The 23,666-nt window shown below is 40.6% G+C and carries 19 protein-coding genes and 4 tRNA genes; 19 read left to right on the forward strand and 4 right to left on the reverse strand.

The window, feature by feature from the left end; all coding sequences use genetic code 11:
- The first annotated feature begins 66 nt into the window (after positions 1–66).
- The 11 genes from M2408_RS04890 (at position 67) to M2408_RS04940 (ending at position 10,323) form a co-directional block, all read left to right on the forward strand.
- Complete coding sequence (locus tag M2408_RS04890; RefSeq protein WP_259179774.1) at positions 67–1,923, forward strand: PQQ-binding-like beta-propeller repeat protein; 1,857 nt, start codon at positions 67–69, stop codon at positions 1,921–1,923.
- 42 nt (positions 1,924–1,965) lie between these two features.
- On the forward strand, positions 1,966–3,792 hold the full coding sequence (locus tag M2408_RS04895; protein WP_259179776.1) for a glycoside hydrolase family 9 protein: 1,827 nt from the start codon (positions 1,966–1,968) through the stop codon (positions 3,790–3,792).
- A gap of 41 nt (positions 3,793–3,833) precedes the next feature.
- Positions 3,834–4,487, forward strand: coding sequence for a polysaccharide deacetylase family protein (locus tag M2408_RS04900; protein WP_259179778.1), 654 nt, complete (start codon positions 3,834–3,836; stop codon positions 4,485–4,487).
- Between the two features lie 21 nt (positions 4,488–4,508).
- Entirely contained in the window at positions 4,509–5,321 is an 813-nt protein-coding gene (gene murQ, locus M2408_RS04905) for an N-acetylmuramic acid 6-phosphate etherase (RefSeq protein WP_259179781.1), read from the forward strand.
- A gap of 37 nt (positions 5,322–5,358) precedes the next feature.
- The gene (locus M2408_RS04910) at positions 5,359–6,849 is read left to right on the forward strand and encodes a sodium:solute symporter (RefSeq protein ID WP_223581595.1); all 1,491 of its coding nucleotides are present in this window, start codon (positions 5,359–5,361) and stop codon (positions 6,847–6,849) included.
- A gap of 69 nt (positions 6,850–6,918) precedes the next feature.
- On the forward strand, positions 6,919–7,734 hold the full coding sequence (locus M2408_RS04915) for a purine-nucleoside phosphorylase (protein ID WP_259179787.1): 816 nt from the start codon (positions 6,919–6,921) through the stop codon (positions 7,732–7,734).
- Between the two features lie 23 nt (positions 7,735–7,757).
- Positions 7,758–9,827, forward strand: coding sequence for a putative porin (locus tag M2408_RS04920; protein WP_259179789.1), 2,070 nt, complete (start codon positions 7,758–7,760; stop codon positions 9,825–9,827).
- A gap of 138 nt (positions 9,828–9,965) precedes the next feature.
- A tRNA-Val gene (locus M2408_RS04925) sits at positions 9,966–10,043 on the forward strand.
- A 9-nt stretch (positions 10,044–10,052) separates the two neighbouring features.
- A tRNA-Val gene (locus M2408_RS04930) sits at positions 10,053–10,130 on the forward strand.
- Between the two features lie 8 nt (positions 10,131–10,138).
- A tRNA-Val gene (locus M2408_RS04935) sits at positions 10,139–10,213 on the forward strand.
- 35 nt (positions 10,214–10,248) lie between these two features.
- Positions 10,249–10,323: transfer RNA gene (locus M2408_RS04940), tRNA-Val, on the forward strand.
- 106 nt (positions 10,324–10,429) lie between these two features.
- Here M2408_RS04940 and M2408_RS04945 read toward each other — a convergent pair.
- Positions 10,430–11,626, reverse strand: coding sequence for an acyloxyacyl hydrolase (locus tag M2408_RS04945; protein WP_259179791.1), 1,197 nt, complete (start codon positions 11,624–11,626; stop codon positions 10,430–10,432).
- A gap of 78 nt (positions 11,627–11,704) precedes the next feature.
- Between M2408_RS04945 and M2408_RS04950 the strand changes: the two genes are divergently transcribed.
- Together M2408_RS04950 and M2408_RS04955 are read left to right on the forward strand one after the other, a co-directional pair.
- Positions 11,705–11,830: a hypothetical protein gene (locus M2408_RS04950; RefSeq protein ID WP_259179793.1), complete on the forward strand. Its 126-nt coding sequence runs from the start codon at positions 11,705–11,707 to the stop codon at positions 11,828–11,830.
- Positions 11,831–11,856: 26 nt separating this feature from the next.
- Positions 11,857–14,802 (forward strand): pitrilysin family protein, encoded by a 2,946-nt coding sequence (locus M2408_RS04955; protein ID WP_259179797.1) that lies wholly within the window; start codon positions 11,857–11,859, stop codon positions 14,800–14,802.
- A gap of 345 nt (positions 14,803–15,147) precedes the next feature.
- On the opposite strand, the gene M2408_RS04960 is transcribed toward M2408_RS04955, so the two are convergent.
- On the reverse strand, positions 15,148–15,669 hold the full coding sequence (locus M2408_RS04960; protein WP_259179800.1) for an NADPH-dependent FMN reductase: 522 nt from the start codon (positions 15,667–15,669) through the stop codon (positions 15,148–15,150).
- A gap of 227 nt (positions 15,670–15,896) precedes the next feature.
- On the opposite strand from M2408_RS04960, the gene M2408_RS04965 reads away from it, so the two are divergent.
- From M2408_RS04965 to lepB, 5 genes are all read left to right on the forward strand, one after another.
- Entirely contained in the window at positions 15,897–16,694 is a 798-nt protein-coding gene (locus M2408_RS04965; protein WP_259179802.1) for a ParA family protein, read from the forward strand.
- 1 nt (position 16,695) lies between these two features.
- The gene (locus M2408_RS04970; protein ID WP_259179804.1) at positions 16,696–17,631 is read left to right on the forward strand and encodes a ParB/RepB/Spo0J family partition protein; all 936 of its coding nucleotides are present in this window, start codon (positions 16,696–16,698) and stop codon (positions 17,629–17,631) included.
- A gap of 1 nt (position 17,632) precedes the next feature.
- Positions 17,633–18,355: a DUF5683 domain-containing protein gene (locus M2408_RS04975; RefSeq protein WP_259179807.1), complete on the forward strand. Its 723-nt coding sequence runs from the start codon at positions 17,633–17,635 to the stop codon at positions 18,353–18,355.
- Positions 18,356–18,527: 172 nt separating this feature from the next.
- Positions 18,528–19,271, forward strand: coding sequence for a 4-hydroxy-tetrahydrodipicolinate reductase (gene dapB, locus M2408_RS04980; protein ID WP_259179809.1), 744 nt, complete (start codon positions 18,528–18,530; stop codon positions 19,269–19,271).
- Between the two features lie 16 nt (positions 19,272–19,287).
- On the forward strand, positions 19,288–20,856 hold the full coding sequence (gene lepB / locus M2408_RS04985; RefSeq protein WP_259179810.1) for a signal peptidase I: 1,569 nt from the start codon (positions 19,288–19,290) through the stop codon (positions 20,854–20,856).
- Between the two features lie 139 nt (positions 20,857–20,995).
- Here the strand turns inward: lepB and M2408_RS04990 are convergent, their stop codons facing one another.
- Entirely contained in the window at positions 20,996–21,712 is a 717-nt protein-coding gene (locus M2408_RS04990) for a pyridoxine 5'-phosphate synthase (RefSeq protein ID WP_259179811.1), read from the reverse strand.
- 60 nt (positions 21,713–21,772) lie between these two features.
- Between M2408_RS04990 and cdaA the strand changes: the two genes are divergently transcribed.
- Positions 21,773–22,567 carry a diadenylate cyclase CdaA gene (gene cdaA, locus M2408_RS04995; RefSeq protein WP_208642578.1) on the forward strand — a complete coding sequence of 265 codons (795 nt, stop codon included), beginning with the start codon at positions 21,773–21,775 and terminating at the stop codon, positions 22,565–22,567.
- Positions 22,568–22,713: 146 nt separating this feature from the next.
- Here the strand turns inward: cdaA and M2408_RS05000 are convergent, their stop codons facing one another.
- Complete coding sequence (locus M2408_RS05000) at positions 22,714–23,559, reverse strand: DUF2911 domain-containing protein (protein WP_259179817.1); 846 nt, start codon at positions 23,557–23,559, stop codon at positions 22,714–22,716.
- Positions 23,560–23,666 lie beyond the last annotated feature (107 nt).

Below are 23,666 nucleotides of genomic sequence, written 5' to 3' on the forward strand. Positions count from 1 at the left end.
TGCATAAAAATGCATTCATGTTTTATGTTTACGCATAAAAACGCTATTTTTAGGAAAACTTTATCCATGAAACCGAAGCTTATATCCTTTATTGGTGCATTATTGTGCATTATCAATGTATCCTTTGCGCAGTCTTTCAAATTTGCCCATGTCACAGATACACATGTCGGTGGTGCAACAGGTGAGGAAGATCTGCGACGTACTGTAAAGGATCTTAATACATTGAAAGACATCGATTTTGTTATACTCTCAGGAGATATCACTGAATTTGGGGCTGATCGGGAACTGAAATTGGCAAAGCGGATTTTGGATAGCCTGCAGCTGCCCTGGTATGTCATTCCTGGTAACCACGATGGGAATTGGTCTGAAAATGGAGCCAATACCTTTCGTACTGTCTTTGGCGGTGAGACTTTTTTCTTTAAACATAAGGGCTATGAATTTATCGGAACAAACTCTGGTCCGAATATGCGGATGAGTCCCGGGCAGATACCACGAGAAAATCTGGTGTGGATGGACTCCATCTTTGCTACGAACCCTGACAAGCAAACGCCATTAATTTACATTAATCATTATCCACAAGACTCCTCCCTGAACAATTGGTTTGATGCATTGAAGCGTGTTAAAACACGCAATGTGCAATTGGCCTTCTGCGGACATGGACATGCGAACAAGGCCTACGACTGGGAGGGGATTCCGGGTGTGATGGGCCGATCCAATCTACGTGCAAATAAACCTGTCGGTGGCTATAATATTGTAACCATCGGTGATGGAAAAGCGACTTATCAAGAGCGTAATCCTGGAATTGGTACACAAGAAAAACCTTGGTTAGAAGTGCCTTTGTTTGATCATCACTATGATCGCGAAACTACAACTTATCCACGGCCGAATTATGCGGTCAATGAAAAGTATGCAAGTGCTGTCCATGTGAACTGGACTTTTGAAGATGCAAGCGACATTGGTGCAGGACTTGCGATCTATAAAAACAAGGTTGTTACCTCCAATACTGCGGGCGATATCTTTGCGCTGGATCTTAAATCCGGCAAAAAACTGTGGTCTTTTCCGACGGGAGGGAAAGTGTACTCTACACCGGCAGTTTGGAAAGGTATTGTTGTTGCCGGTTCTTCGGATCACTTTATATATGCTGTCAATGCGGAAAATGGAAAACTTCTCTGGAAGGTGCAGACAGATAAGGCCTTATTGGGTTCGCCACTGCTGCATGATGGTGTCGCTTTTATCGGTGGTTCGGATGGTAAATTCAGAGCCTTGGATATAAAAACTGGTAAATTAAGATGGAGTTTTGATCAGGTCAAGGGGTTTGTGTCGACTTTCCCAACGTATTATTTGGGTAATATCATCTTCGGTTCGTGGGGAAATGGATTTTATGCTTTGGATGCCAAAACTGGAAAACTATCCTGGGAATGGAACAATGGCCACGCCAATCGAATGTTTTCGGCTGCTGCCTGCAATCCCGTTGGGGTAAATAATCGCGTATTTGTTGTTGCACCGGATCGGTTTATGACTGCATTGGATGCAAAGAATGGAACTGTGGTCTGGCGAGAAAAGAAAGATACCATACGTGTGCGGGAGTCTATGGGACTGGCCGTAAATAAGAAACAGGTTTACGTGAAGACAATGGATGGCGATTTGCTGGGGATTTCTTCTTCAGGTGACAAAATGGACGTAATTTGGAAAGCAAAACTAAAATTGCCTTATGAATTGACCCCATCAGCGATAAAAACAAATCGTAAATTGGTGTTTGTGCCGAGTCATTCGGGTTTGCTTTCGGCTATTGATGCAAAAACAGGCGATATAATGTGGCAATATAAAATTTCCAATGGAATGGTCAATCCTGTTGCTGTAAATGGTAGTAATGAGGTTGTTGCAAGCACGATGGACGGCAAAATAGTTTCTTTGAGGTTTTAAACAACCGTTTGAGTTGATTTTATTAAAAATAAATGCCTTATTATGATAAAAGAATATCTAAACTTCTTAAATTTACGTCAAGCTTTTTTGCTTGTTTTTGCATGTTTTGTTTGTAACTTTGCGGAAGCACAGCAAAATGCTTGGATTCGAATAAACCAATTAGGCTATACACCGGCAGGCAAAAAGGTCGCGGTATGGGGCGGGAAATCAATCAGGCAGCTTCGTTCTTTTGAGGTTAAAGATGCAAAGACAGGTAAGACAGTGTATGTTCATCCCGTAGGGAAAGATTATGGTGTTTATGGCCCTTTTGTGCAGAGTTTTCGATTCGATTTCTCAGCATTACAGGATACGGGAAGTTTTTTTGTCCAGGTGGGAGAAATCAAATCTCCTCATTTTAGGATTGCCCGCGATGTCTATAAGGGTGCAGCGGACTTTGCATTGCGGTATATGCGTCAACAAAGGACCTTGTTCAATCCTTTTTTAAAGGACAGTTGTCATACGCACGATGGTTTTACATTGTATGCAGCTAAAGTCGGTATAGCGGATAGTTCGCATATTGATGCAGGCGGAGGTTGGCATGATGCTTCTGATTATTTGCAATACGCGACAACGTCGGCAAATGCAACATTTCATCTGCTGGCGGCCTATCGGGACTTTCCAAAGGTGTTTGCAGATCAAAAGCAGGCAAATGGTCTAGATGGGAAGAACGGTCGTGCCGATATATTGGATGAAGCCAAATGGGGACTGGATTGGTTGTTGAAGATGCATCCAAAAGCAAATCAGATGTATAATCAGATTGCGGATGACCGGGATCATGCAAGTATGCGGATGCCCAAGGAGGATCCTTATTATGGTCGTGGATTTGAACGCCCGGTGTATTTTATAGATGGTGAGCCGCAACAAAGGGGCAAGTTTATGAATAACACAACCGGAACAAGTTCTACAGCAGGGAAATTGAGTAGCGCTTTCCGTTTGGGATCCGTGCTTTTTGGGAAAGATGATAAAAAATATGCAAGGCTGTTGTCAAAGAAAGCGGAGACAGCTTATGCGTATGCTAATATAAAACCCGGGGTGACACAGACGGTTTCTGTCAAATCACCTTATATCTATGCCGAAGACAATTGGGTGGATGATATGCAGCTGGCAGCGGCAATGGGACTTTCGGTAACAAAGAAAAACAAGTTTGCCGAAGAAGCGATGCAGTATGCCAGACAAGAAAAAGTAACACCCTGGATGATAACAGATACTGCTGCGCATTATCAGTGGTATCCTTTTATCAACCTGGGGCATTATGAATTGGCTAAAAAAATAAAAGGACAGGATCGCGAGGAGATTGTTTCATATTATAGACAAGGTATTGAAGAGGTCAATAAACGTGCGGAGCAAAATGCATTTTTAAGAGGGGTTCCTTTTATCTGGTGCAGTAACAATCTAACGGCTTCTTTCGCAATGCAATGCCTTTGGTATAAAGAGCTGACGGGGGATAATCAGTTTGATGAACTGGAGCAGGCAAATTTTGATTGGCTCTTTGGTGCTAATCCATGGGGAACAAGTATGGTTTACGGACTTCCATCTTGGGGCGATACACCAGTTGATCCACATTCTGCTTTTGCCTATTTGGGTAAACATCCGATTGATGGTGGGTTGGTAGATGGTCCGATAATGGCCTCTACTTACCGTAACTTGATCGGTATTAAACTCAACAACCCTGATAGCTATGCGGACTTTCAGAGTGACCTGGCTGTTTACCATGATGATTATGGTGATTACAGTACCAATGAACCCACCATGGATGGAACAGCTTCATTGATCTACTTGCTCGCGGCTAAAGAAGGAAAGGCATTGGAGGAGCCTATTGGAAAAAAGTAATCAGAGATGTCTTCGGTGCTGTTGTCCGCGGCGATTCTACAATGAAAAAAGTGGCCTTACTTTTTACAGGGCATGATTTGTCAGAGGGAACAGCGGTGGTTTTGAAAAGTTTGAAGCAGCATCATGTGAAGGGGAATTTTTTTTTAACAGGAGATTATCTGCGAAACGCACGTTTCAAGCCTTATGTTCGACAGATGTTGAAAGATGGGCATTTGGTATCAGGACATTCAGATAAACATCTCCTGATCAGCGATTGGGGGAGTCGGGATAAATTGCTGATCAGCCGGGATTCGTTCCTGCAGGATTTGAGGGCTAATCTGATTGAATTGGCGCTTTCGGGGGCGGATACAAGCAAGCTACACTATTATATTCCTTCTTATGAATGGTATAATAGCCAGACAGTAGCGTGGGCAGAAGAAGTAGGGCTGTCTTCAATCAATTATACACCCGGAATACGAACTGCTGCTGATTACAGCTATCCCGAAATGGGGAAACGTTATCTGTCTTCTGCCGCAATTTTGGAAGGCCTTTGGTCTCATGAAACGAAATCCGGCCTGAATGGTTTTATGGTATTGATCCATATGGGGACGGATGACCGACGGAAAGACAAACTATATCATCATTTGGATGATGTAATTAAGATATTAAAAAAGAAGGGGTATCAAATTGTGGATATTCCTAGTTTATTGAATTAAGAAATACAATATATATTAAGAATGGTTAATACAACGGAGAAAGATTCGAATTATCAGGATTTGGACAAGATGTCTGTACATGAGTTATTGACTAATATCAATAACGAGGATAAATCTGTGCCACTAGCTGTTGAAAGGTCTATTCCTCAGATCGAAGCATTGGTTAAGGTTACGGTAGAGAAAATGAAGGCTGGTGGTCGGACATTTTATATCGGAGCTGGTACAAGTGGTCGACTGGGAGTATTGGATGCGTCTGAATTGCCTCCGACTTATGGTGTACCATTTGAGTGGATCATTGGGTTAATTGCTGGTGGGGATACGGCGATTCGTAAGGCTGTGGAATTTGCTGAGGATGATCTGGAGCAGGCTTGGAAGGATATGGAAGCTTATGATATTGATGAGAATGATGTCGTGATCGGTATCGCTGCTTCGGGTACTACGCCTTACGTCATTGGCGGCTTGAAGACTGCAAACGAAAAAGGGATGATAACAGGTTGTATCGTTTGTAATGGTGGTTCTCCGATTGCCGAAATTGCGCAATATCCTGTTGAGGTCATTGTAGGGCCAGAGTTTGTGACCGGGTCTACTCGTATGAAGTCTGGTACAGCACAAAAGCTTGTATTAAATATGTTCAGTACTGCAGTGATGATTCAGCTGGGCCGCGTTAAGGGGAATAAAATGGTTGACATGCAATTGTCAAATCATAAATTGGTCGGCAGGGGTGTGCGCATTATTATGGATCAGACTGGGGCAACTGAAGAGGATGCCGCAGCTTTATTGGAACAATTTGGCAATGTAAGACAAGCGATTGAAGCCTATCAGGCCACACATTAAAATTATCTGCATCACAATCACCTATTAAAAACAAACTATGTCACCAGTTATATTATTATCCTTTATTGTGATCTATTTTGCGGTTTTACTCGCAGTAGCACACTTCACCTCAAAAGGATCTTCCGACAATTCTACCTTCTTTGTCGCCAACCGAAATTCGAAATGGTATATGGTCGCCTTCGGGATGATCGGTACAGCGCTTTCCGGGGTAACTTTTATTTCTGTTCCTGGTGCTGTTGGCGCTTCAGAATTTAGCTATTTTCAATTTGTACTGGGGAATGCAGTTGGCTTTATCATTATTGCTTATGTATTGCTTCCACTTTACTACCGGATGAATTTGACCTCCATCTATACCTATCTGGAGGAACGTTTCGGGCATACAACTTATAAAACCGGTGCCGCTATTTTTCTGATTTCCCGTACCATTGGTTCGGCCTTTCGTTTATATCTGGTTGCAATTGTCCTGCAGCATTTTATTTTTGATGCCTGGAATGTGCCTTTCGCGATCACGGTAGTGATCTGTCTGGTGCTTATCTGGCTTTATACCAATAAGGGGGGCTTAAAGACGATCATCGTAACAGATACCCTACAGACTACCTTTTTAGTAACAGCCGTTATCCTTTCAATCTATTTTATGGCTAAGGGCTTGGATTTTGGAATAGTAGATACCTTTGAGGCAGTCAAAGAAAGCAGCTATTCCAAAATCTTCTTTTGGGATGACTTTGTTGGCAGTAAAGCAAATTTTTGGAAACAATTCTTGGGCGGAATTTTTGTGACTATTGCCATGACGGGACTTGATCAGGACCTGATGCAAAAGAATCTGTCTATGGGAACGATCAAAGAAGCTCAAAAGAATATGATTACCTTCACAAGTGTATTTGTGGTGATCAATATTTTCTTTTTGGCGGTGGGGGCCCTACTGTATATCTATGCCGCCAAAAACGGTATTGATGTGTCACAACTGGCAACACGCGACTATCTCTATCCGGAGATTGCGTTGAACCACTTGGCGATCGTTCCGGCGATCATCTTTATGATGGGGCTGACTGCAGCGACATTTGCAACAACCGATAGCGCGCTTACAGCATTGACAACTTCGTTCTGTGTGGATTTCCTGAACTTCAATAAAAAGGAAAATCCCAATGATCCCGCTCTCATCAAACAGCGTAATTATGTTCACTTTGGTTTTTCGATTGTCATGTTATTAGTTATACTCGTGTTTAAGTTGATCAATGACGACTCAGTAGTGAATGCGATATTTACGGCAGCGAGCTATACGTATGGTCCATTGCTGGGATTGTTTGTTTTTGGGATCTTCACAAAATCTGCTGTCCGGGACAAAGCGGTACCTTATATCTGTGTGCTTTCACCAACTATATTGTATTTATTGAAAACCTATGTGATTGAGGTGTATACGCCTTATGTGATCGGACTGGACCTGATTATCATCAATGGTTTTATCACTTTCTTGATGCTGTTGGTGAGCTCTCCTGGTAAGGCGAGTGAAAAGGCGCTTTCGCATAACTAAGCTGCGATATTTGATTTGTACGTACAAAAAAATTAAGTTAAGTTTGAGATACTTAGTTTTTTTGTACGTATGTATCATAGCATAAATGAGACTACGGAATTTATCCGTAGAAAAATTGGAGATTTTACTCCAGAATTCGGTATCATCCTAGGTACTGGCTTAGGTAAATTGGTTGATGAGATTGAGATCGAATATCAGCTGATGTATTCCAATATTCCTAATTTCCCCATCTCTACAGTAGAATTCCATTCCGGTAAATTGATTTTTGGAAAATTAAATGGTAAGAATGTGGTTGCCATGCAAGGAAGACTCCATTATTATGAGGGTTATGATATGCAGCAGATTACTTTTCCAATTCGGATCATGAAAGTGCTGGGCGTCAAAAAGCTCTTTGTGTCAAATGCAGCGGGATCGCTGAATCCGGAGGTCAGGAATGGAGATCTAGGTATTATTGAAGACCATATCAATCTATTGCCTGACAATCCCTTGCGTGGGCAAAACCTGAGTGAATTTGGTCCTCGTTTTCCGGATATGAGTGAACCGTATAATCAGGTAATGATTGAACAGGCACTTGAAATTGCAGCAAAGCATGGAATTACAGCACGAAAGGTTGTGTATGTCTCCTCGCAGGGACCAAACCTGGAAACAAAAGCTGAATACCGCTTTATGCGAATTATTGGTGGGGATGTTGTGGGGATGAGTACGGTACCTGAGGTGATTGTTGCCAATCATATGGCTCTTCCAGTGTTCGCAATCTCTGTTGTTACGGATGAGGGTTTCCACGATGTGTTAAAACCTGTCTCTTTGCAGGAAATCGTCGCTGTCGCTGAGAAAGCGGAACCTAAGATGACATTAATTTTGAAAGAATTGATAGCTTTGCAGTAAATTTAGACTATATACAATTTTAGATGAAGTTGATCGTACGCGTATTAGCCGCACTGTGTGTCTTACTTGTTTGTTCCATGGATGTTATTGCGCAAAGCAAAGAGGAGTGGAGCAGTGCATTGGATTCGGCGAGAGCCAAAGAAGATGGGAAAAAAGATTCGGTTATCCTGTCGGCAAAGTATATCCGTTATGCGACATTGGATATGCTTAAAAAAGGAACCTACACAAGGCAAATAGATACATCACATCGTAATTATCAATATTACAATCCCCAAAATCTACCCTGGAATCCCAGTGTGAATCTAGGGTCATATGGTCTTGCCACACGTGACTTATTATTCCAGCCCAAAAAGACAATTGGATTTCAGTCTGGATTCACTGCCTTAGAACGTTATTTGTTAAATCCTGACTCTGTTCAATATTTTAGGGCTCGGGCGCGTTATTCCGAACTGTCAGCAGTGGGGTTCTTTTTCAATGATCAGGTCTTTAGGGCCCGGGTAGCACAGAATATCAATTCGCAATGGAATATGAATGTTGACTTTCATTCAACGAAGACGGATGGATTTTATCTTAATCAGAATTACTCGGATCTGAAGGCATCCATTGCGTCTTGGTACGAGTCTAAAAATAACCGTTATAATTTATTGATCAATGCCGTTTTTAACCGTTTGGATGCGATGGAAAATGGTTCTACTGTTGAGGATCGTCCATTTGCTCCCGAAAACAAGCAGTCTCCGGATCGGTTTCCTGTCAAATTTCAGGATGCTAGTAATGCGATCGTGCCAAGATCAAAATGGTGGGACAACTCGCTGTTCTTGCGTCAGTCGCTCTATGTAGGCCGGATTGATACCGTAGATAAAGGAAAGCCGACCATGCAGATCTATCCGACAAACAGTATGGCGCATAACACCCGTATAAGAAGGCAGGCCTATAACTTCTTCAAGAACATGAACGACCTGTCTGCTGCAATGCCTTACAATAATAAAGCATTGGCGCTGAATAATGATAAAACAGCGATCACTAATGTTTCCAATGAGTTTGAGTATAATTTCTTTCTGCGCGGCAAATCAATTTTTAAAAATGAAGCTAAGCTGAACCTTGCTTTCCAGCATGATATGAACTGGGTGGAGCAGAGTCAGGTAGACTCATTGCGTTACTATAGCAATCAGACCGCATATCCTGAACCACTTAAGAAATTGCCAGATAGTACAACATTTGATCGTTTCTATCAAAATGGAATTGTCAAGGGAGAGTTGGGCTACAAATTTTCAGATCGGTTAGATTTCAGCTTAAAAGCCAATCAGATTGTTTTTGGCCATAATATAGGGGATTTCCTCTATGAAGCAAAGGCGGATATTTCCATGGGGGATAAAATCGGAAAGGTAACTCTTTCTGCCTATTCGCAGAATAAATCACCTGAAATGATTTTTGAGAACCTGAACTATACTTATGGTAACTGGAATGATCTGGGGCTAAAAAAGACCAAAATTCAAAATGTAGCGTTTCAATACCGTAACCCTACATTGGGTTTCAATGGAAAGGTTGAGTACTTCCTAATGAACAATTATACCTATTTTGAAGAATTGCCAAATCCGCAGAATGACCGTAAGAAAGATAAGTGGATCAATCCTGCACAATTGGATAATGCCAATTTGTTGAAAGTGAGTGTTGGCCAAAAATTTAAACTTAATCATTTTACCCTTGATAACTTGGTGGTTTATCAAAAGACTGATCAACAGAGCATATTGGCTATTCCTGAGGTTTATACTTGGCATAGTCTCTATTATAGCAATCTTTTTTATAAAGTCATTGATTATAGTATAGGTATTGATGCCAAATTTAATACACCTTATGCCAATCCAAATTACTCGATAGGAACAGGACAGTTTTATAACGCTTATCAGCAGATAGAATTTTCTACTTATCCGATTATGGACTTATGGATCACAGCCAATATACAACGGGTCAATATGTTTTTAAGTTATAATTTCCTAAATCAGAATTTCTACCCGAATGGTTATTATACTGTACGACGTTATCCAATGAATACGGCCAATTTTAGATTTGGCATTTCGTGGAAGTTCTACGATTAATTTCCGTGAAAATTATGTGGGTGTTTTTTAGCTTGTTGCGGTTTTAAATGTAGAAAATCTTTGAAAATAATTTTGAGAATAGAATTTTTAAGCTATATTTGCACACGCAATTAGGGAACGGCGTTCTTTAAAAAGTATGGAGGCTTAGCTCAGCTGGTTCAGAGCATCTGCCTTACAAGCAGAGGGTCACAGGTTCGAATCCTGTAGCCTCCACCATACAAAGTCGGAGAATTAGCTCAGCTGGTTCAGAGCATCTGCCTTACAAGCAGAGGGTCACTGGTTCGAATCCAGTATTCTCCACCAATCCAAACGGAGGCTTAGCTCAGCTGGTTCAGAGCATCTGCCTTACAAGCAGAGGGTCACAGGTTCGAATCCTGTAGCCTCCACAAAAGCATCAACAAATGGTGCTTTTTTTTCGTTAGGGGGTTTAGCTCAGCTGGTTTAGAGCACTACCTCGACAAGGTAGGGGTCACTGGTTCGAACCCAGTAATCCCCACAATAAAAAAAGCGTTCATAAGAACGCTTTTTTTATGCTGTTAAAATGGCTTTCTATCGCGCCGATGTATTTGTTTTCTGTTATCGAAGCTTTAGAGCGCATTTATTTAATTGCTGGCAGGATTTCCCCGTTTTTTGCCCAGCTTAAAGCCATAGCCCGTTGTCCATTCGATAAAGTCTGCTTTACCACCATGGGCCTTAATGGAAACCCCGGCAAAGAAATCTTTATATACTTTATAGCGTACACCTGCTCTTAGGTATACGGGTGTGCTTTCACCATTGAATTTATTACGGTGCAAGTATACGCCGACATTTCCATTGATGTATAGTCTGGAATTTAACACATGGTCGATGTAAAAGGCCGGTCCATAGGAAAATAATGACGAAAATTTGCCAGCTTTATCGCCGGCGATGTTCTCGTCGTTACCACTTGCTGAATAGAATGCATCCATTCCAGCGCCAAGACGCCATTTGTACCCGAAATGCTTGCTATAATAGGCCCCCAGGGTCGATTTGAAATATTGGCCATCGTGCTCGCGGTCGATTTGTTTAAATCCAAAAGCATAGTTGAAATGTAGTTCCTCCGTTTCTTCCATTTTTGGAACAGTTCGTTTTCTAAAATCAAATGGTTTGCTCGTTGGTGTATAGGAGACGGATAAACTCAATGGTAGCAGGTTTATTCCAGTGTTTGGCAAAGCCAATGCGCCATTGCTGAAATGGTGGAACGCTACACCGGCACCAATCTGGAATTTTTGGCTTAATCGGTAGTTTGCCTGAAGTCCAAGATCAATAAATACATTGTTTTTGCTTCCTATAAGTAGATTGAAAGGGTTGTCCTCTTCGTTATAAGGGTTGAATCTGCCGGAAAGTCCCAATGCAATCCGATAGTTGAAGTTCCATCGGCTGTTGACTTTCGGTTTTATGGGAATCGCTACGAATCCATAAAACGCAAAGGGCTGGCCTAGGTGTTCCTGGCCAAATGTACTGCTATAGATGCCAACACCATAAATGGGATAGTTATATATTTCGTTATAAATGCTTTTTAACGAATCCTGAAATTGTGTTTGGAAGCCAACGCGAAAGTTAAGTCCGCTGTAATAGGAGTCTTCCAGGGTTTGTTTCGAACGTTCGTTAAATTTGAGTTCACCCCCACTTTCATGCTCAAGTTGAAATATTAACCTTGTTTTTGCGGGAGTACGGTTGCTTGATGTGTCTTTCTGATTTTCTATTCTGGGAGTGACCTGCGCGCGTGTACGAAAGGAAAGAAGTGCGAAGATCACAAAAACAAGTATTCTTGATCTCATGAAATAAAACGTTTGCGTTTTTTAAATTTTTTGCAAAAATAAGAATGATAAACCATTGTAACAATATTCATTAAACATATGGGAAATACAGATGACAAATTGCCGTATTTCAGCTACAAAGAAGAAAGTGCAACAGCAGTAGGCTGCAATACATTGTTTTTATATCTACTTAATTATATTGCATATCCACAGCAATTTATCTAAGTTTGAGTTGAAAAGAAAAAGGAAATATGATTAAAAATCTATTTAAAATTACTGCAGTTACGTTTGCTCTAACAACAGCAGGGGGCACTTTGTTTGCCCAGAATGCCAAATTTGACTGGAAAGAATCTTCTGAGGGCGGGTATACCTACAAGTATGTGACCAATGACCCTACCCATTCGAGGTTTTACAAACTCAAAAACGGTCTAACCGTTATTCTAAGTCCAACCAAAAAAGAACCGCGTATCCAAACTTACATCGCGACAAAAGCCGGAAGTAAAACTGATCCAAAAGATCATACAGGTTTGGCGCACTATCTGGAACATATGCTATTCAAGGGTACGGATAAATTTGGTTCCAAAGATTGGGCCAAGGAAAAACCTTTGCTGGATCAGATTGATGCACTTTATGAAAAGTATAATGGCACGACTGATGAAGTACAACGGAAGGCGATATACAAGGAAATTGACCGCGTGTCTGGTGAAGCGGCTAAGTATGCTATTGCCAATGAATATGATAAACTGATGGCATCCATGGGGGCTGAAGGTACAAATGCATTTACGTCGTTTGAACAAACGGTTTACCAAGAGCAGATTCCGAGCAATGTAATGGATAAGTATCTTGCTGTACAAGCCGAGCGTTTTAGAAATCCAATACTCCGCCTGTTCCATACGGAGCTGGAAGCTGTCTATGAGGAGAAAAATATCGGATTGGATAAAGATAGCCGTAGGGCTATTGAAGCAATGTTTGAAGCGGCTTTCCCAAATAATAACTATGGAAAGCAGACCACTATCGGTACAGTAGAACATCTAAAAAATCCATCGTTAAAAGCTATCCGAGAATATTTTAATACCTATTATGTCCCTAACAATATGGGTGTGATCATGTCCGGTGATTTTGATCCTACAGAAGTTGTGAAGAAGGTGGATAAGAGTTTTGCTTTTATGCAGTCCAAAGAAATACCGCCCTATACTTTTGATCCAGAGAAGCCTATTTTAAGCCCTATTGTTCGGGAGGTAAAAGGGCCGGATGCGGAATTTATGTTTATGGGATTCCGTTTTCCGGGTGCTGCAACCAAGGATGCGCAGATGTTAAATCTGATGAGTCAGATTTTGACGAACGGTTCCGCAGGTCTGATTGATCTGGATTTGGTGAAGAACCAGAAGCTATTGGGTGCCGGAGCCTTCCCGTATGTGTTGAAAGATTATTCGCTATTGATTCTACAAGGAAATCCGGGACAGGGACAGAGCTTGGAGGAGGTACAACAGTTGCTGTTAAAAGAATTGGATAAACTGCGCAAAGGTGAATTTTCTGATGATTTGATCGGTGCAATTGTCAATAACGCGAAAAAAGATGAGATCAAACAGAATGAAAGTTATGGCGACCGTGCAGAAGCATTAATGGATGCTTTTACATCGGGGCAGGACTGGTCGTCGGTGGTCAGTTATTCGGATGGTTTGAATAAGATTACAAAACAGGATATTGTCAATTTTGCCAATAAATATCTGAACGATAATAACTACGTCGTGGTTTATAAGCGTAAAGGGGTAGACAATAATGTTGTCAAGGTAGTGAAACCAGAAATTACACCTGTCACTGTAAACCGTGACGATCAATCTGATTTCTTGAAAAAAGTAGAGGCAATGCCAGAGGATAAGATCCTACCGGTGTGGGTAGACTACAATAAAGATGTTCAGAAAGCTACTGCAAATGGTTTGCCAGTGCTTGCTGTGAAGAATAGTGATAATGAGTTATTCTCTCTGTCTTATCGTTTTGATGTGGGGAAATGGAGTAATAAATTGTTATCGTTGGCGGCCGGTTATCTGGAGTTTTTGGGCACTAAAGATAAATCCAGTGAGCAATTCAGCAAAGACTTTTATCAATTGGCATCTGATTTCTCAGTCTCTGCGGGAAATGAAGAAACACTGGTTTCAATTTCGGGTTTGAATTCGAATTTTATCTCCACGCAATCTTTAATTCAGGATCTATTGCGCAATTGCGTGACTGACCAAGAGGCATTCAAAATGTATATTGCACGCCTTAAGAAGTCTAGAGCGAATGCAAAGGAAAACAAAGGTGCAATTATGGAGGGATTAAAATCATATGCAAAATACGGGGCTAAAAATCCATTTAATAATGTTTTTACAGATGCGGAACTAGATGCATTGAAAGCGGAAGATCTTGTAAAAGCATTACATGATCTGGCCAATATGAAACATACATTGCTTTATTTTGGACCATTGAGCGCGAGTGAATTTGTAGCGAAGGCAAAACCATTAAAACAAGGTTCGGGTGATTATGTACAAGGTGGAAAAAACTTGGTGTTTGCGGAGCAGCCAACCAATAAAAATCAGGTTTTGTTTGCTAATTTTGATATGAAACAAGCGGAAGTATTCTGGTATAGAACATCAGACGCTTATTCCAACTCACTTACACCAACAGTGTCATTGTTCAACAATTATTTTGGTGGTGGTATGGGAAGTATTGTATTCCAAACTATTCGTGAATCGAAAGCGTTGGCTTATTCTACTTACGCATTCTACGGGCAGCCTTATAAAAAAGAAAATCATTATACAGTGGGTGCTTATGTCGGTACACAAGCTGATAAATTCAATGAGGCAATCAAGGGTATGAATGAGTTGTTGGATGTACTTCCTGAAAGTACAAAAGGCTTGGATATTGCGAAGGTCAGTTTGCAGAAATCTATTGCGAGTGAACGTGTACTAAATGCTTCTATTTTAGGTAGCTATTTAAGTGCGCAACGCATGGGTAACACAACAGATATTCGTAAAGTTGTTTATGAGCAAGCCCCTAAGTTGACTTATACTGATTTGAATGTGTTTCATAAGAAAGAGATGAGCCAAAAGCCTTATGTATACTGTATCGTAGCGAAGGAAGATAGTCTCAAACCAGAAGATCTTGCGAAATTGGGCGAGGTGAAAAAACTGGATTTAAAAGAAATATTTGGCTATTAAATTTTTAGATATTAGATCTAGATAGGTTATTTGAGACAATAGTTTTTTTGGCCTTTGGCTGATGAATTATTGTTCTCGTTTCTGATCTTACTTTAACATAAAACGGGACTGTCCAACTGGACAGTCCCGTTTTTATTTCGTACCCCTGATAGTCTCTTTTTAGCAATGTAATGCTCAGCGGGTGCTTTTATTTTTTGTGACGGTTTTCCCGTTGTTTGTCTAATTGTTATCTTTATTATTATCATGTCGATAAGCTAGCCTTACGCTTTTCAAAAGTGTATGATAAACTTTTGGAAAATGGAAGGGGTGATCTACTTAATTATGGTTGATCTTCGTCATGAGGGTTTAAAATCGGATGATCTCCTCAATCTGTTCGTTGATAAATTGTAGGGTATCTTCTTTAAATAATTCGCCATTTTCGTTCAGTTCCTGCTGTACATTGGGAAGAAATATCTTGAGGGGGAGGACATGCATTCTGAGGTAGTGGCATATTCCGGTGAGATGATCTATCCCGCGAAGGTTGCCATATCTTCCAGACGACAACCCGACTAATGCAACTTTTTTGTGGTAAAAGCTAATTGGAAACGTGCAGCAATCAATAAAAAGTTTGAGTGCGCCAGGGATGCTTCCATTGTATTCGGGCGCTACGAAAATAAACATATCGGCCTGACTAACCTTTTGCTGAATCGGTTCAAAAGCCGCACTTCTTTTTCCGTAAAGATCTGTCTCTAAAATATTTGGAGGGAGATCTGATAGCGAAAAGATCTCACTCTCAATGGATTTACGATTAAGAAGCTGTTGGTAGCATTTTGCTATTTTTAACGTCTTACTATTGGGACGGTTTGTTCCGGATATTATTAAAATCATTGTGTTGTTGATACTTATAAAAAGCACTATTTCAAAGTGGATACATATCTTGATTTTTTGTATCTTAGCATCCTGAGGATATGTGCCTTTGATCAATCAAAAGTACGAAATATGCTGAATTTGTTAGGCTAATTTAAATTTAGCGTAAATATTTGGACAAATTGATCTTCGGGAAAGTGAAATGTAGTGTAAAATGACATTTTAATTAAGAAAGGTTTTCATTCAAGATGGGAAAAATAATCGCAATCGCAAACCAAAAGGGTGGGGTAGGAAAAACCACAACGTCAATTAACTTGGCGGCTAGTTTGGCGGTTTTAGAATATAAAACATTGTTGGTGGATGCAGATCCACAAGCAAACTCTACTTCTGGGATTGGTTTTGACCCTCGTACAATCAATGAAAGTATATACGAATGTTTGGTCAATGATTTGAGCCCAAGAGATGCAATTCAGTCAACTGAAACACCAAATCTTGATCTTTTACCCGCTCATATCGACCTGGTGGGTGCAGAGATTGAGATGATCAATATGCACGAAAGGGAGTACAAGATGAAAAAGATCTTGGATCAGGTCAAAGATGATTATGATTTTATTATCATTGACTGTTCTCCTTCCTTGGGTTTGATCACTATTAATGCCCTGTCTGCATCTGATTCGGTTATCATACCTGTTCAGTGTGAATATTTTGCATTGGAAGGACTTGGTAAATTACTGAACACAATTAAAATCGTTCAAAACCGTTTAAATACTAGCTTGGAGATCGAGGGTATTTTATTGACGATGTATGATGTTCGTTTAAGACTCTCCAACCAAGTTGTAGAAGAGGTGAAAACGCATTTTACGGATTTAGTTTTTGACACCATCATTCAACGTAATACCCGTTTAAGTGAAGCTCCTAGCTTTGGTATTTCTGTTATCATGCACGACGCTTCTTGTAAAGGAGCGATCAACTATTTGAATTTGGCGCGTGAAATATTGCAGAAAAACGGGCATCTTAATGAAATGAATACAACAGTAACCGCATAATATGGCAGCACATCAGCGTAAAACAGGACTGGGAAGAGGTTTAGGTGCGCTATTAAACGATAGTGTAGAAGTTCCTGCTAAAAGTAATCAGCAAGTTGAGGAGGCACCGCTTGTGACTTCTTCTACAGTACATACAAACAAAGAAAATGGCAGCATCAGCCATGTCCGGGTAGAAGAAATATCGGTGAATCCATTTCAACCCCGTACTGAATTTGATCCGGTTGCCTTACAGGAATTGTCCGAATCTATTATTTTACAGGGTTTAATCCAACCGATTACGGTACGTAAGATTTCGGATGGCAACTATCAATTGATTTCAGGGGAGCGACGTCTCCGTGCCTCAAGATTGGCAGGTATCACTGAAATTCCAGCCTATATCCGTACTGCCAATGATCAGCAGATGCTGGAAATGGCATTGATCGAAAATATCCAACGCGAAAACTTAAACGCCATTGAGGTCGCTTTGAGCTTTCAGCGTATGATCGAAGAATGTAATTTAAAGCAGGAGGAACTGGGTGAACGTGTTAGTAAAAACCGTTCTACAGTGACAAACTACCTCCGCCTGCTGAAACTTCCACCTGTCATTCAGGCGGCGATACGTGACGGGGCATTGACCATGGGGCACGCTCGTGCACTGATCAATATTCCAGAAGTTGATAAACAGTTATATATCTTTAAATTGATCATTGATCAAGGTTTGTCTGTTAGAAAAGCCGAAGAACTTGTTCGCGAACTTCAAAAAGGCGGGAAGAAAAAAGCTGGTAAAGATAAAACTGCGATGTCATTTCAGCTGCAAAAAATTGAGGATGATCTGGCGTCGAAATTTTCATCAAGAGTCAAATTGAATTTGAAGAGTACCAAAGGTAAGGGGGCGATTGAGATTCCTTTTGAATCTGAGGATGATCTGAGCCGTATTCTTGAACTTTTAGATTGGTAATATGACCAAATTAATGAGTCTGCTTTTTGCCGTATTTGCTGTACTGATCGTACAAGCGCAGACTGTCGATACAATTCCCAAAAAACAGGTTCAAACTGTTAAAGCAGAAAGTTTGAAACCAAAATCAGCACAGGACACTGTTAAAAAAGAATCCAGAAAAGAGCGTAAAAAGCGCGAAAAGGAGGAGGCCAAAGCGAAAGAGAAGGTTGTTTTTAAAGATTCAACCCGCTTGGCTATTGAAGCAAAGAATAAACAGGCCTGGAAGCGTTCTTTGGTACTCCCAGGCTGGGGCCAGTATACCAACGGTGGTGTATGGTGGATTAAAGTGCCTGTGATCTATGGTGGATTGGCTACCACGGTGCTTGTTTTTGATTTCAATAATAAATATTACAAGGAACTTTTGGGTGTATTACAAGATAGGGCTGAAGGCCGACCAGTAGATCCTTTCTATGAAAGAATCCCCGATCAGTCAATTATACGAGCAAAGGACAATGCAAGGCGAAACCGGGATCTGATGGTGCTGCTAACGCTTGGGGTCTATGGATTGAACGTTGCCGAGGCTTATATTGATTCTATGCTAAAATATCGCTGGAGTATCGGTGATGACAAGCCCAAAAAGACAACTTTTTCTATCGGACCTACATTAATGGATGCAAGTCTCGCATCTGGATCGTTTACTTTTAAACCTACAGTCGGATTAAAGTTGTCCATGAAATTCAATTAAAAACCTCACACTGAAGCCTGCAGCAAGTACAATGGCCGCCGAGGTAAGGTTCTTATTGATCTTTGATTACGGACGCTTTCAATAAAAAATCGTTGTTAATCACGGTTTTGTATCTGTTTTTCAATGGAATTTTTTAATTTTAAAAATAAACTATACTTTATTTTCTAGATATATGAACATCATTCTCTTGGGATATGGCAAAATGGGGCAGATTATCGAAAGGTATGCACTGAAAAGAGGCCATCAGATTTTTTTAATTGTGGATGAAAATAATCGTCCCGGCCTGACAGTTGATGATATCAAGGGAGCTGATGTAGCTATTGATTTTAGTGTGCCATCTGCTGCTTTGGATAATATGAACCTCTGTTTGGAAGCAGGCGTACCAATTGTAGTGGGAACAACAGGCTGGTATGATCAATTGGAAAGTATCAGAGAAAAATGTCTGGACTCCGATGGAACTATTTTATATGGTTCAAATTATTCGATTGGTGTGAATGTGTTTTTCCATATCAACCGTATGTTGGCGGAAGCCTTACAACCTTATAAACAATATGATGTTCAGGTGGAAGAAATCCACCATATCCACAAATTGGATGCTCCTAGTGGTACAGCGATTACCATTGCAGAGGGTATCTTGGACCACAGTGATGTGAAAACAAACTGGGTCAATACTGTTGTGGGTGAGCAAGATGAAATTATTCCTAAGCCACAAGAACTTCTCATTGAGAGCCATCGGATTGAGGAAGTTCCGGGTACACATACTGTGCTGTACAGTTCTGAAGTGGATCAAATAGAATTTAAACATACTGCGCATAGTCGTGATGGCTTTGCGTTGGGCGCTGTCGTAGCCGCCGAATGGTTGAATGGTAAGAAAGGATTCTATCAAGTAACTGAAATTTTCGATTTTAATAAATAGTACTAATTAATAGATTATGTGGTTAATTATCTTTGCGGTTTTAACAGCAATAGCGGGATATGGATTGTGGCAATTGTTTGTTAAAGCTGGCAGAAAAGGCTGGGAAGCAATCGTACCTTTTTATAGTCAATATATACAGGCTAAATTAACAGGAAGACCGACATGGTGGGTGATCTTATTATTGGTTCCTATTGTCAATATTTTTGTCTTCTATAACCTTTACCTCGATTTTATCCATTGTTTTGGCAAACGTCGTTTTTGGGAAAATGCTGCGGCTGTTTTGGTGCCATTTATTGTGTTGCCCATGTGGGCTAAGGATACTAATGTGCGTTTCTTAAATGGTTTGTATGCTAAAAACCTGAAGACCGCTGCACAGGAAGGCGTGGAATTGACCGAAGAGAAACTTGCGGAAATTGAACAAGCCTCCTACAAAGAGTATAAAATCAAATATCCGTATAAGAAATCTATGGTGCGTGAATGGGCTGATGCAATCGTATTTGCAACTGTGGCGGCCTCTCTTATTCGCGGATTTTTAATTGAAGCGTATATGATCCCGACAGGATCAATGGAACGTACCTTATTGATTGGAGATTTCTTATTTGTGAGTAAATTAAATTATGGCCCTCGTGTGCCTAATACGCCGATTGCGTTTCCTTTTGCGCATCATACGATGCCAATAACAGGTGGAAAGGCCTACTCTGAATTGATTGAGTTGCCTTACAAACGATTGCCGGGTTTTCAAAAGATAGAACGCAACGATGTCGTTGTCTTTAACTTCCCTGCAGGCGATACCGTCGCCTTGGAAAACCAGAATGCGAGTTATTATGACCTAGTCAGAGCCTACGGCTGGCAGACCGTTAATTCACAGTTTACCATTCAGGCCCGACCAATAGACAAACGTGAAAATTATATCAAGCGTTGTGTGGGATTACCAGGAGATAAGATTTCAATGAAGGATGCCAAGCTCTTTATCAATGATCAACCGGGATTTGATCCGCCTGAAAGTCAGTTAAATTATTATGTGTTGACGGATGGTACGCCATTGGATATGGAACGTCTACGTGAACTACGTATTGAAGGTGGTGGATCTGATCAGCAACCGGGTTTATATGAATTGTATATGACAGATGATGAGGTCGCGCTTGTGAAATCATGGTCAAATGTAAAGGAAATCAGAAGAAGTCCAGCTAGTGAAGGTGCTTATCCTTACGATTCTCAGTATAAGTGGGATTTTGATAACTTTGGACCTATCTTGATTCCGAAAAAGGGCTGGACCGTTGCTTTGAACGCACAGACCTTACCAATCTATGGGCGTGCCATTCGCGTTTATGAAAATAACAAATTGGAGAAACGTGCTGATGGTATCTATATCAATGATGTTAAAGCGGATAACTATACTTTTAAAATGGACTATTTCTGGATGATGGGAGATAACCGTCACAATTCTCTGGATTCAAGAGGGTGGGGATTTGTGCCTGAAGACCATATCGTGGGTAAAGCATTATTTACCTGGATGAGTTGGGACGAAATCGGTACAGGTCTTTCTAAAATCCGTTGGAACCGTATATTTAAAGGAATTCATTAATAGTAGCTACAACGAAAAATCCATTCTCTTTTGATAGTGGACTTGAATCAAGATAAAAAATAAAAAAGGCTTTCTTGTGGGAAAGCCTTTTTTATTTACAGTAGCTATTGTTTAAGGCATCAAGCCTTCATCGGATCATTTATTTTAGACAGGTCAGATAACGTTTGATTGTTTCCTCCAGTCCAAGGTATAGGGCATCTGAAATCAAGGCATGTCCAATGCTTACTTCCAGTAATTCAGGTATATGTTGGTTGAAATACTGGAGATTGTTTAAATCTAGGTCATGGCCTGCATTTAAACCTAAGCCAACCTCGCGTGCTTTTAATGCGGCTTTGAAGTAAGGTTTGATGGCGGCTTCTTTATCAAATCCATATTCGCTGGCAAAACCTTCGGTATATAATTCTATGCGGTCTGTCCCTGTTTCTGCTGCAGCTTCGACCATCTCCTCTACAGGATCTACAAAAATTGATACACGGATGCCAGCATCTTTGAACAATTGGCACATATCCATTAGATAGACTTTGTTTTTGATCGTATCCCAGCCGTGATTGGAAGTCAGTTGGCCTTCGGCATCAGGAACCAAGGTTACCTGAGCAGGTTTGTTGGCCAGTACAAGGTCGATAAATTTCTGTTCCTGGCAATTGCCCTCGATATTGAGTTCGGTCTGAATTTCGGCTTTTAAGTCAAATACATCCTGATAGCGGATATGCCTTTCGTCCGGTCTTGGGTGGACAGTGATGCCTTGTGCTCCAAAACGTTCACAGGCTAATGCAGCAGCTACGAGATTAGGGTTATTACCCCCTCTGGAGTTTCTGAGCGTTGCAATTTTATTGATATTTACTGAAAGTCTAGTCATTTTCCTGTATGTTATACGGTAAAAATACAAATAATATCTATTTTTTTTTAACTTGCATATATGGATGGAATCGATTATAGCCTGTTTAGTGGCTTTCGCCTATTGGACGTTATCGATATTATATTGGTGGCGATTATTATCTACTATATCTATAGTCTGATCCGGGGTACCATTGCCGTGAATATCTTGATCGGGGTTGCCTTGTTTTATGGGGTCTATATTGTTGTCAAACAGATGCACATGCGTCTATTGACCGAAATATTTGGTGGATTTATATCAGTAGGGTCCATTGCGCTTATTGTGGTATTCCAGCAGGAAATCAGACGCTTTTTGCTTCATGTGGGCAAGAATATATCGATGAAGCGAAAAAAGGTTTTCTGGTCTTTTTTAGGAAATAAGAAAGCTATACAGAAGGACCTGACGGAGGATTTAAGGCCGATTGTGGAAGCTTGCAGAAGCATGTCGCGTACACGAACTGGAGCACTCCTGGTTTTTTCAAAATATTTTGATGAGGAATATTACCAGAGCAGCGGTGAATATATTGATGCACATATTTCAAAACGTTTAATTGAGAGTATATTTCATAAAAATAGCCCCCTGCATGATGGAGCGCTCGTGATTGTCGATTTCAAGATTATGACGGCTTCCTGTGTTCTGCCATTGTCAGATAGTGAGGATTTACCGCTACAATTTGGCTTACGGCATCGTGCGGCAATTGGGGTGACGGAAATCTCCGATGCCATAGCGGTCATTGTCTCTGAGGAAACTGGGGAAATCTCTTTTGCAAAGGACGGTAATGTGAACATGAATGTTTCGCCTGAAGAACTGGAACAATTGCTGAAAGATGAGTTATAAAAATGAAAGTGACCAAAAATAAAAAATAAACCCCGCTCGCATTGGATATTCGAAAAGATTGGGTAGGGGGATATGAATCAAAGTAACAAAAAATGGGGGATCCAAAAGTCGGATACCCCCATTTTCGTTATACAGTTTCCAATGCGTTATTTTTTTGCCGCGTTGATTATTTGTGTATTCAATTTAATGTATTCGCTGTTTTTACCTTCAGTAGCGACCTCAACTCCTTTCGTAGCAGTTTCTATAGCACCTTTCTTATCGCCGGCTTTTAATTGTGCTTTTGCTTTCCAGTACAATACATGGGCAGCCTTAGGCTGTGCTTTGGCGGCTTCATCAAACCAAGTTAATGCTTTATTCTGATCCAAATTGTTGTTGAAATAATATTGGGCAGCTGCGAAATAAGGTTTTTTCTCTCCTTTCATGGCTTCATCAATGGAAGCGATAATTTTTGCCTGTTGATTGACGTTAAGGTCAACTTTTATTGCTGTTTTCTCCCAAGCAAGAGTTAGTACTGCATCCGTCGGTGTAACATTGTCAAAAGAGATCGTAAATGTTTCGACCGGAGCGCTCAAGTTTTGTGATTTTACATTGAAGCGAAATGCATCTTCAGATTGATTGTAAGTGTAGGCACCCCATTGCTTGGTATTCTTGCTAATAATAACAGTCCATTCGTTCTTATTAGGAATGGTAAATAATGCATAGGTTCCCGCAGTGAGTTTGTGTCCATTTAGGCTAACATCGCCTTCAAATGTTAAGGTTGTGTTGGTATTAGCACCTGTACGCCATACTTCATTATAAGGCACGAGTTCACCAAAAATCTTACGGCCGTTCATGCTTGGACGACTATAGTTTAGCGTTACGTTTTCAATCCCTAATCCCTGTGTGATTGTTTGAGCGCTACTTGCCGCAGGGAGTTTTAACTGAGCAAAGGATTCATTTGCAGTAAACATCAGGGCTGCTGCAAAAGCAATGGCAAAGAATTTCTTTTTCATTTGTTCGATAATTACATTGTGAGCTTGTTTGCTCGATTATTTATGAATATAGAATTTTGCGAATTAATGGTTGAGGCTCATTTATTTCGGATGAGGCACTCTACATC

This window comes from Sphingobacterium sp. BIGb0165 (genome assembly GCF_024810095.1).
Lineage (GTDB): Bacteria > Bacteroidota > Bacteroidia > Sphingobacteriales > Sphingobacteriaceae > Sphingobacterium > Sphingobacterium detergens.

Coding starts and splice junctions, on each gene's coding strand:
- M2408_RS04890 (WP_259179774.1), top strand. CDS start 67: ATGAAACCGAAGCTTATATCCTTTATTGGTGCATTATTGTGCATTATC.
- M2408_RS04895 (WP_259179776.1), top strand. CDS start 1,966: ATGATAAAAGAATATCTAAACTTCTTAAATTTACGTCAAGCTTTTTTG.
- M2408_RS04900 (WP_259179778.1), top strand. CDS start 3,834: ATGAAAAAAGTGGCCTTACTTTTTACAGGGCATGATTTGTCAGAGGGA.
- murQ (WP_259179781.1), top strand. CDS start 4,509: ATGGTTAATACAACGGAGAAAGATTCGAATTATCAGGATTTGGACAAG.
- M2408_RS04910 (WP_223581595.1), top strand. CDS start 5,359: ATGTCACCAGTTATATTATTATCCTTTATTGTGATCTATTTTGCGGTT.
- M2408_RS04915 (WP_259179787.1), top strand. CDS start 6,919: ATGTATCATAGCATAAATGAGACTACGGAATTTATCCGTAGAAAAATT.
- M2408_RS04920 (WP_259179789.1), top strand. CDS start 7,758: ATGAAGTTGATCGTACGCGTATTAGCCGCACTGTGTGTCTTACTTGTT.
- M2408_RS04945 (WP_259179791.1), bottom strand. CDS start 11,626: ATGAGATCAAGAATACTTGTTTTTGTGATCTTCGCACTTCTTTCCTTT.
- M2408_RS04950 (WP_259179793.1), top strand. CDS start 11,705: ATGGGAAATACAGATGACAAATTGCCGTATTTCAGCTACAAAGAAGAA.
- M2408_RS04955 (WP_259179797.1), top strand. CDS start 11,857: ATGATTAAAAATCTATTTAAAATTACTGCAGTTACGTTTGCTCTAACA.
- M2408_RS04960 (WP_259179800.1), bottom strand. CDS start 15,669: ATGATTTTAATAATATCCGGAACAAACCGTCCCAATAGTAAGACGTTA.
- M2408_RS04965 (WP_259179802.1), top strand. CDS start 15,897: ATGGGAAAAATAATCGCAATCGCAAACCAAAAGGGTGGGGTAGGAAAA.
- M2408_RS04970 (WP_259179804.1), top strand. CDS start 16,696: ATGGCAGCACATCAGCGTAAAACAGGACTGGGAAGAGGTTTAGGTGCG.
- M2408_RS04975 (WP_259179807.1), top strand. CDS start 17,633: ATGACCAAATTAATGAGTCTGCTTTTTGCCGTATTTGCTGTACTGATC.
- dapB (WP_259179809.1), top strand. CDS start 18,528: ATGAACATCATTCTCTTGGGATATGGCAAAATGGGGCAGATTATCGAA.
- lepB (WP_259179810.1), top strand. CDS start 19,288: ATGTGGTTAATTATCTTTGCGGTTTTAACAGCAATAGCGGGATATGGA.
- M2408_RS04990 (WP_259179811.1), bottom strand. CDS start 21,712: ATGACTAGACTTTCAGTAAATATCAATAAAATTGCAACGCTCAGAAAC.
- cdaA (WP_208642578.1), top strand. CDS start 21,773: ATGGATGGAATCGATTATAGCCTGTTTAGTGGCTTTCGCCTATTGGAC.
- M2408_RS05000 (WP_259179817.1), bottom strand. CDS start 23,559: ATGAAAAAGAAATTCTTTGCCATTGCTTTTGCAGCAGCCCTGATGTTT.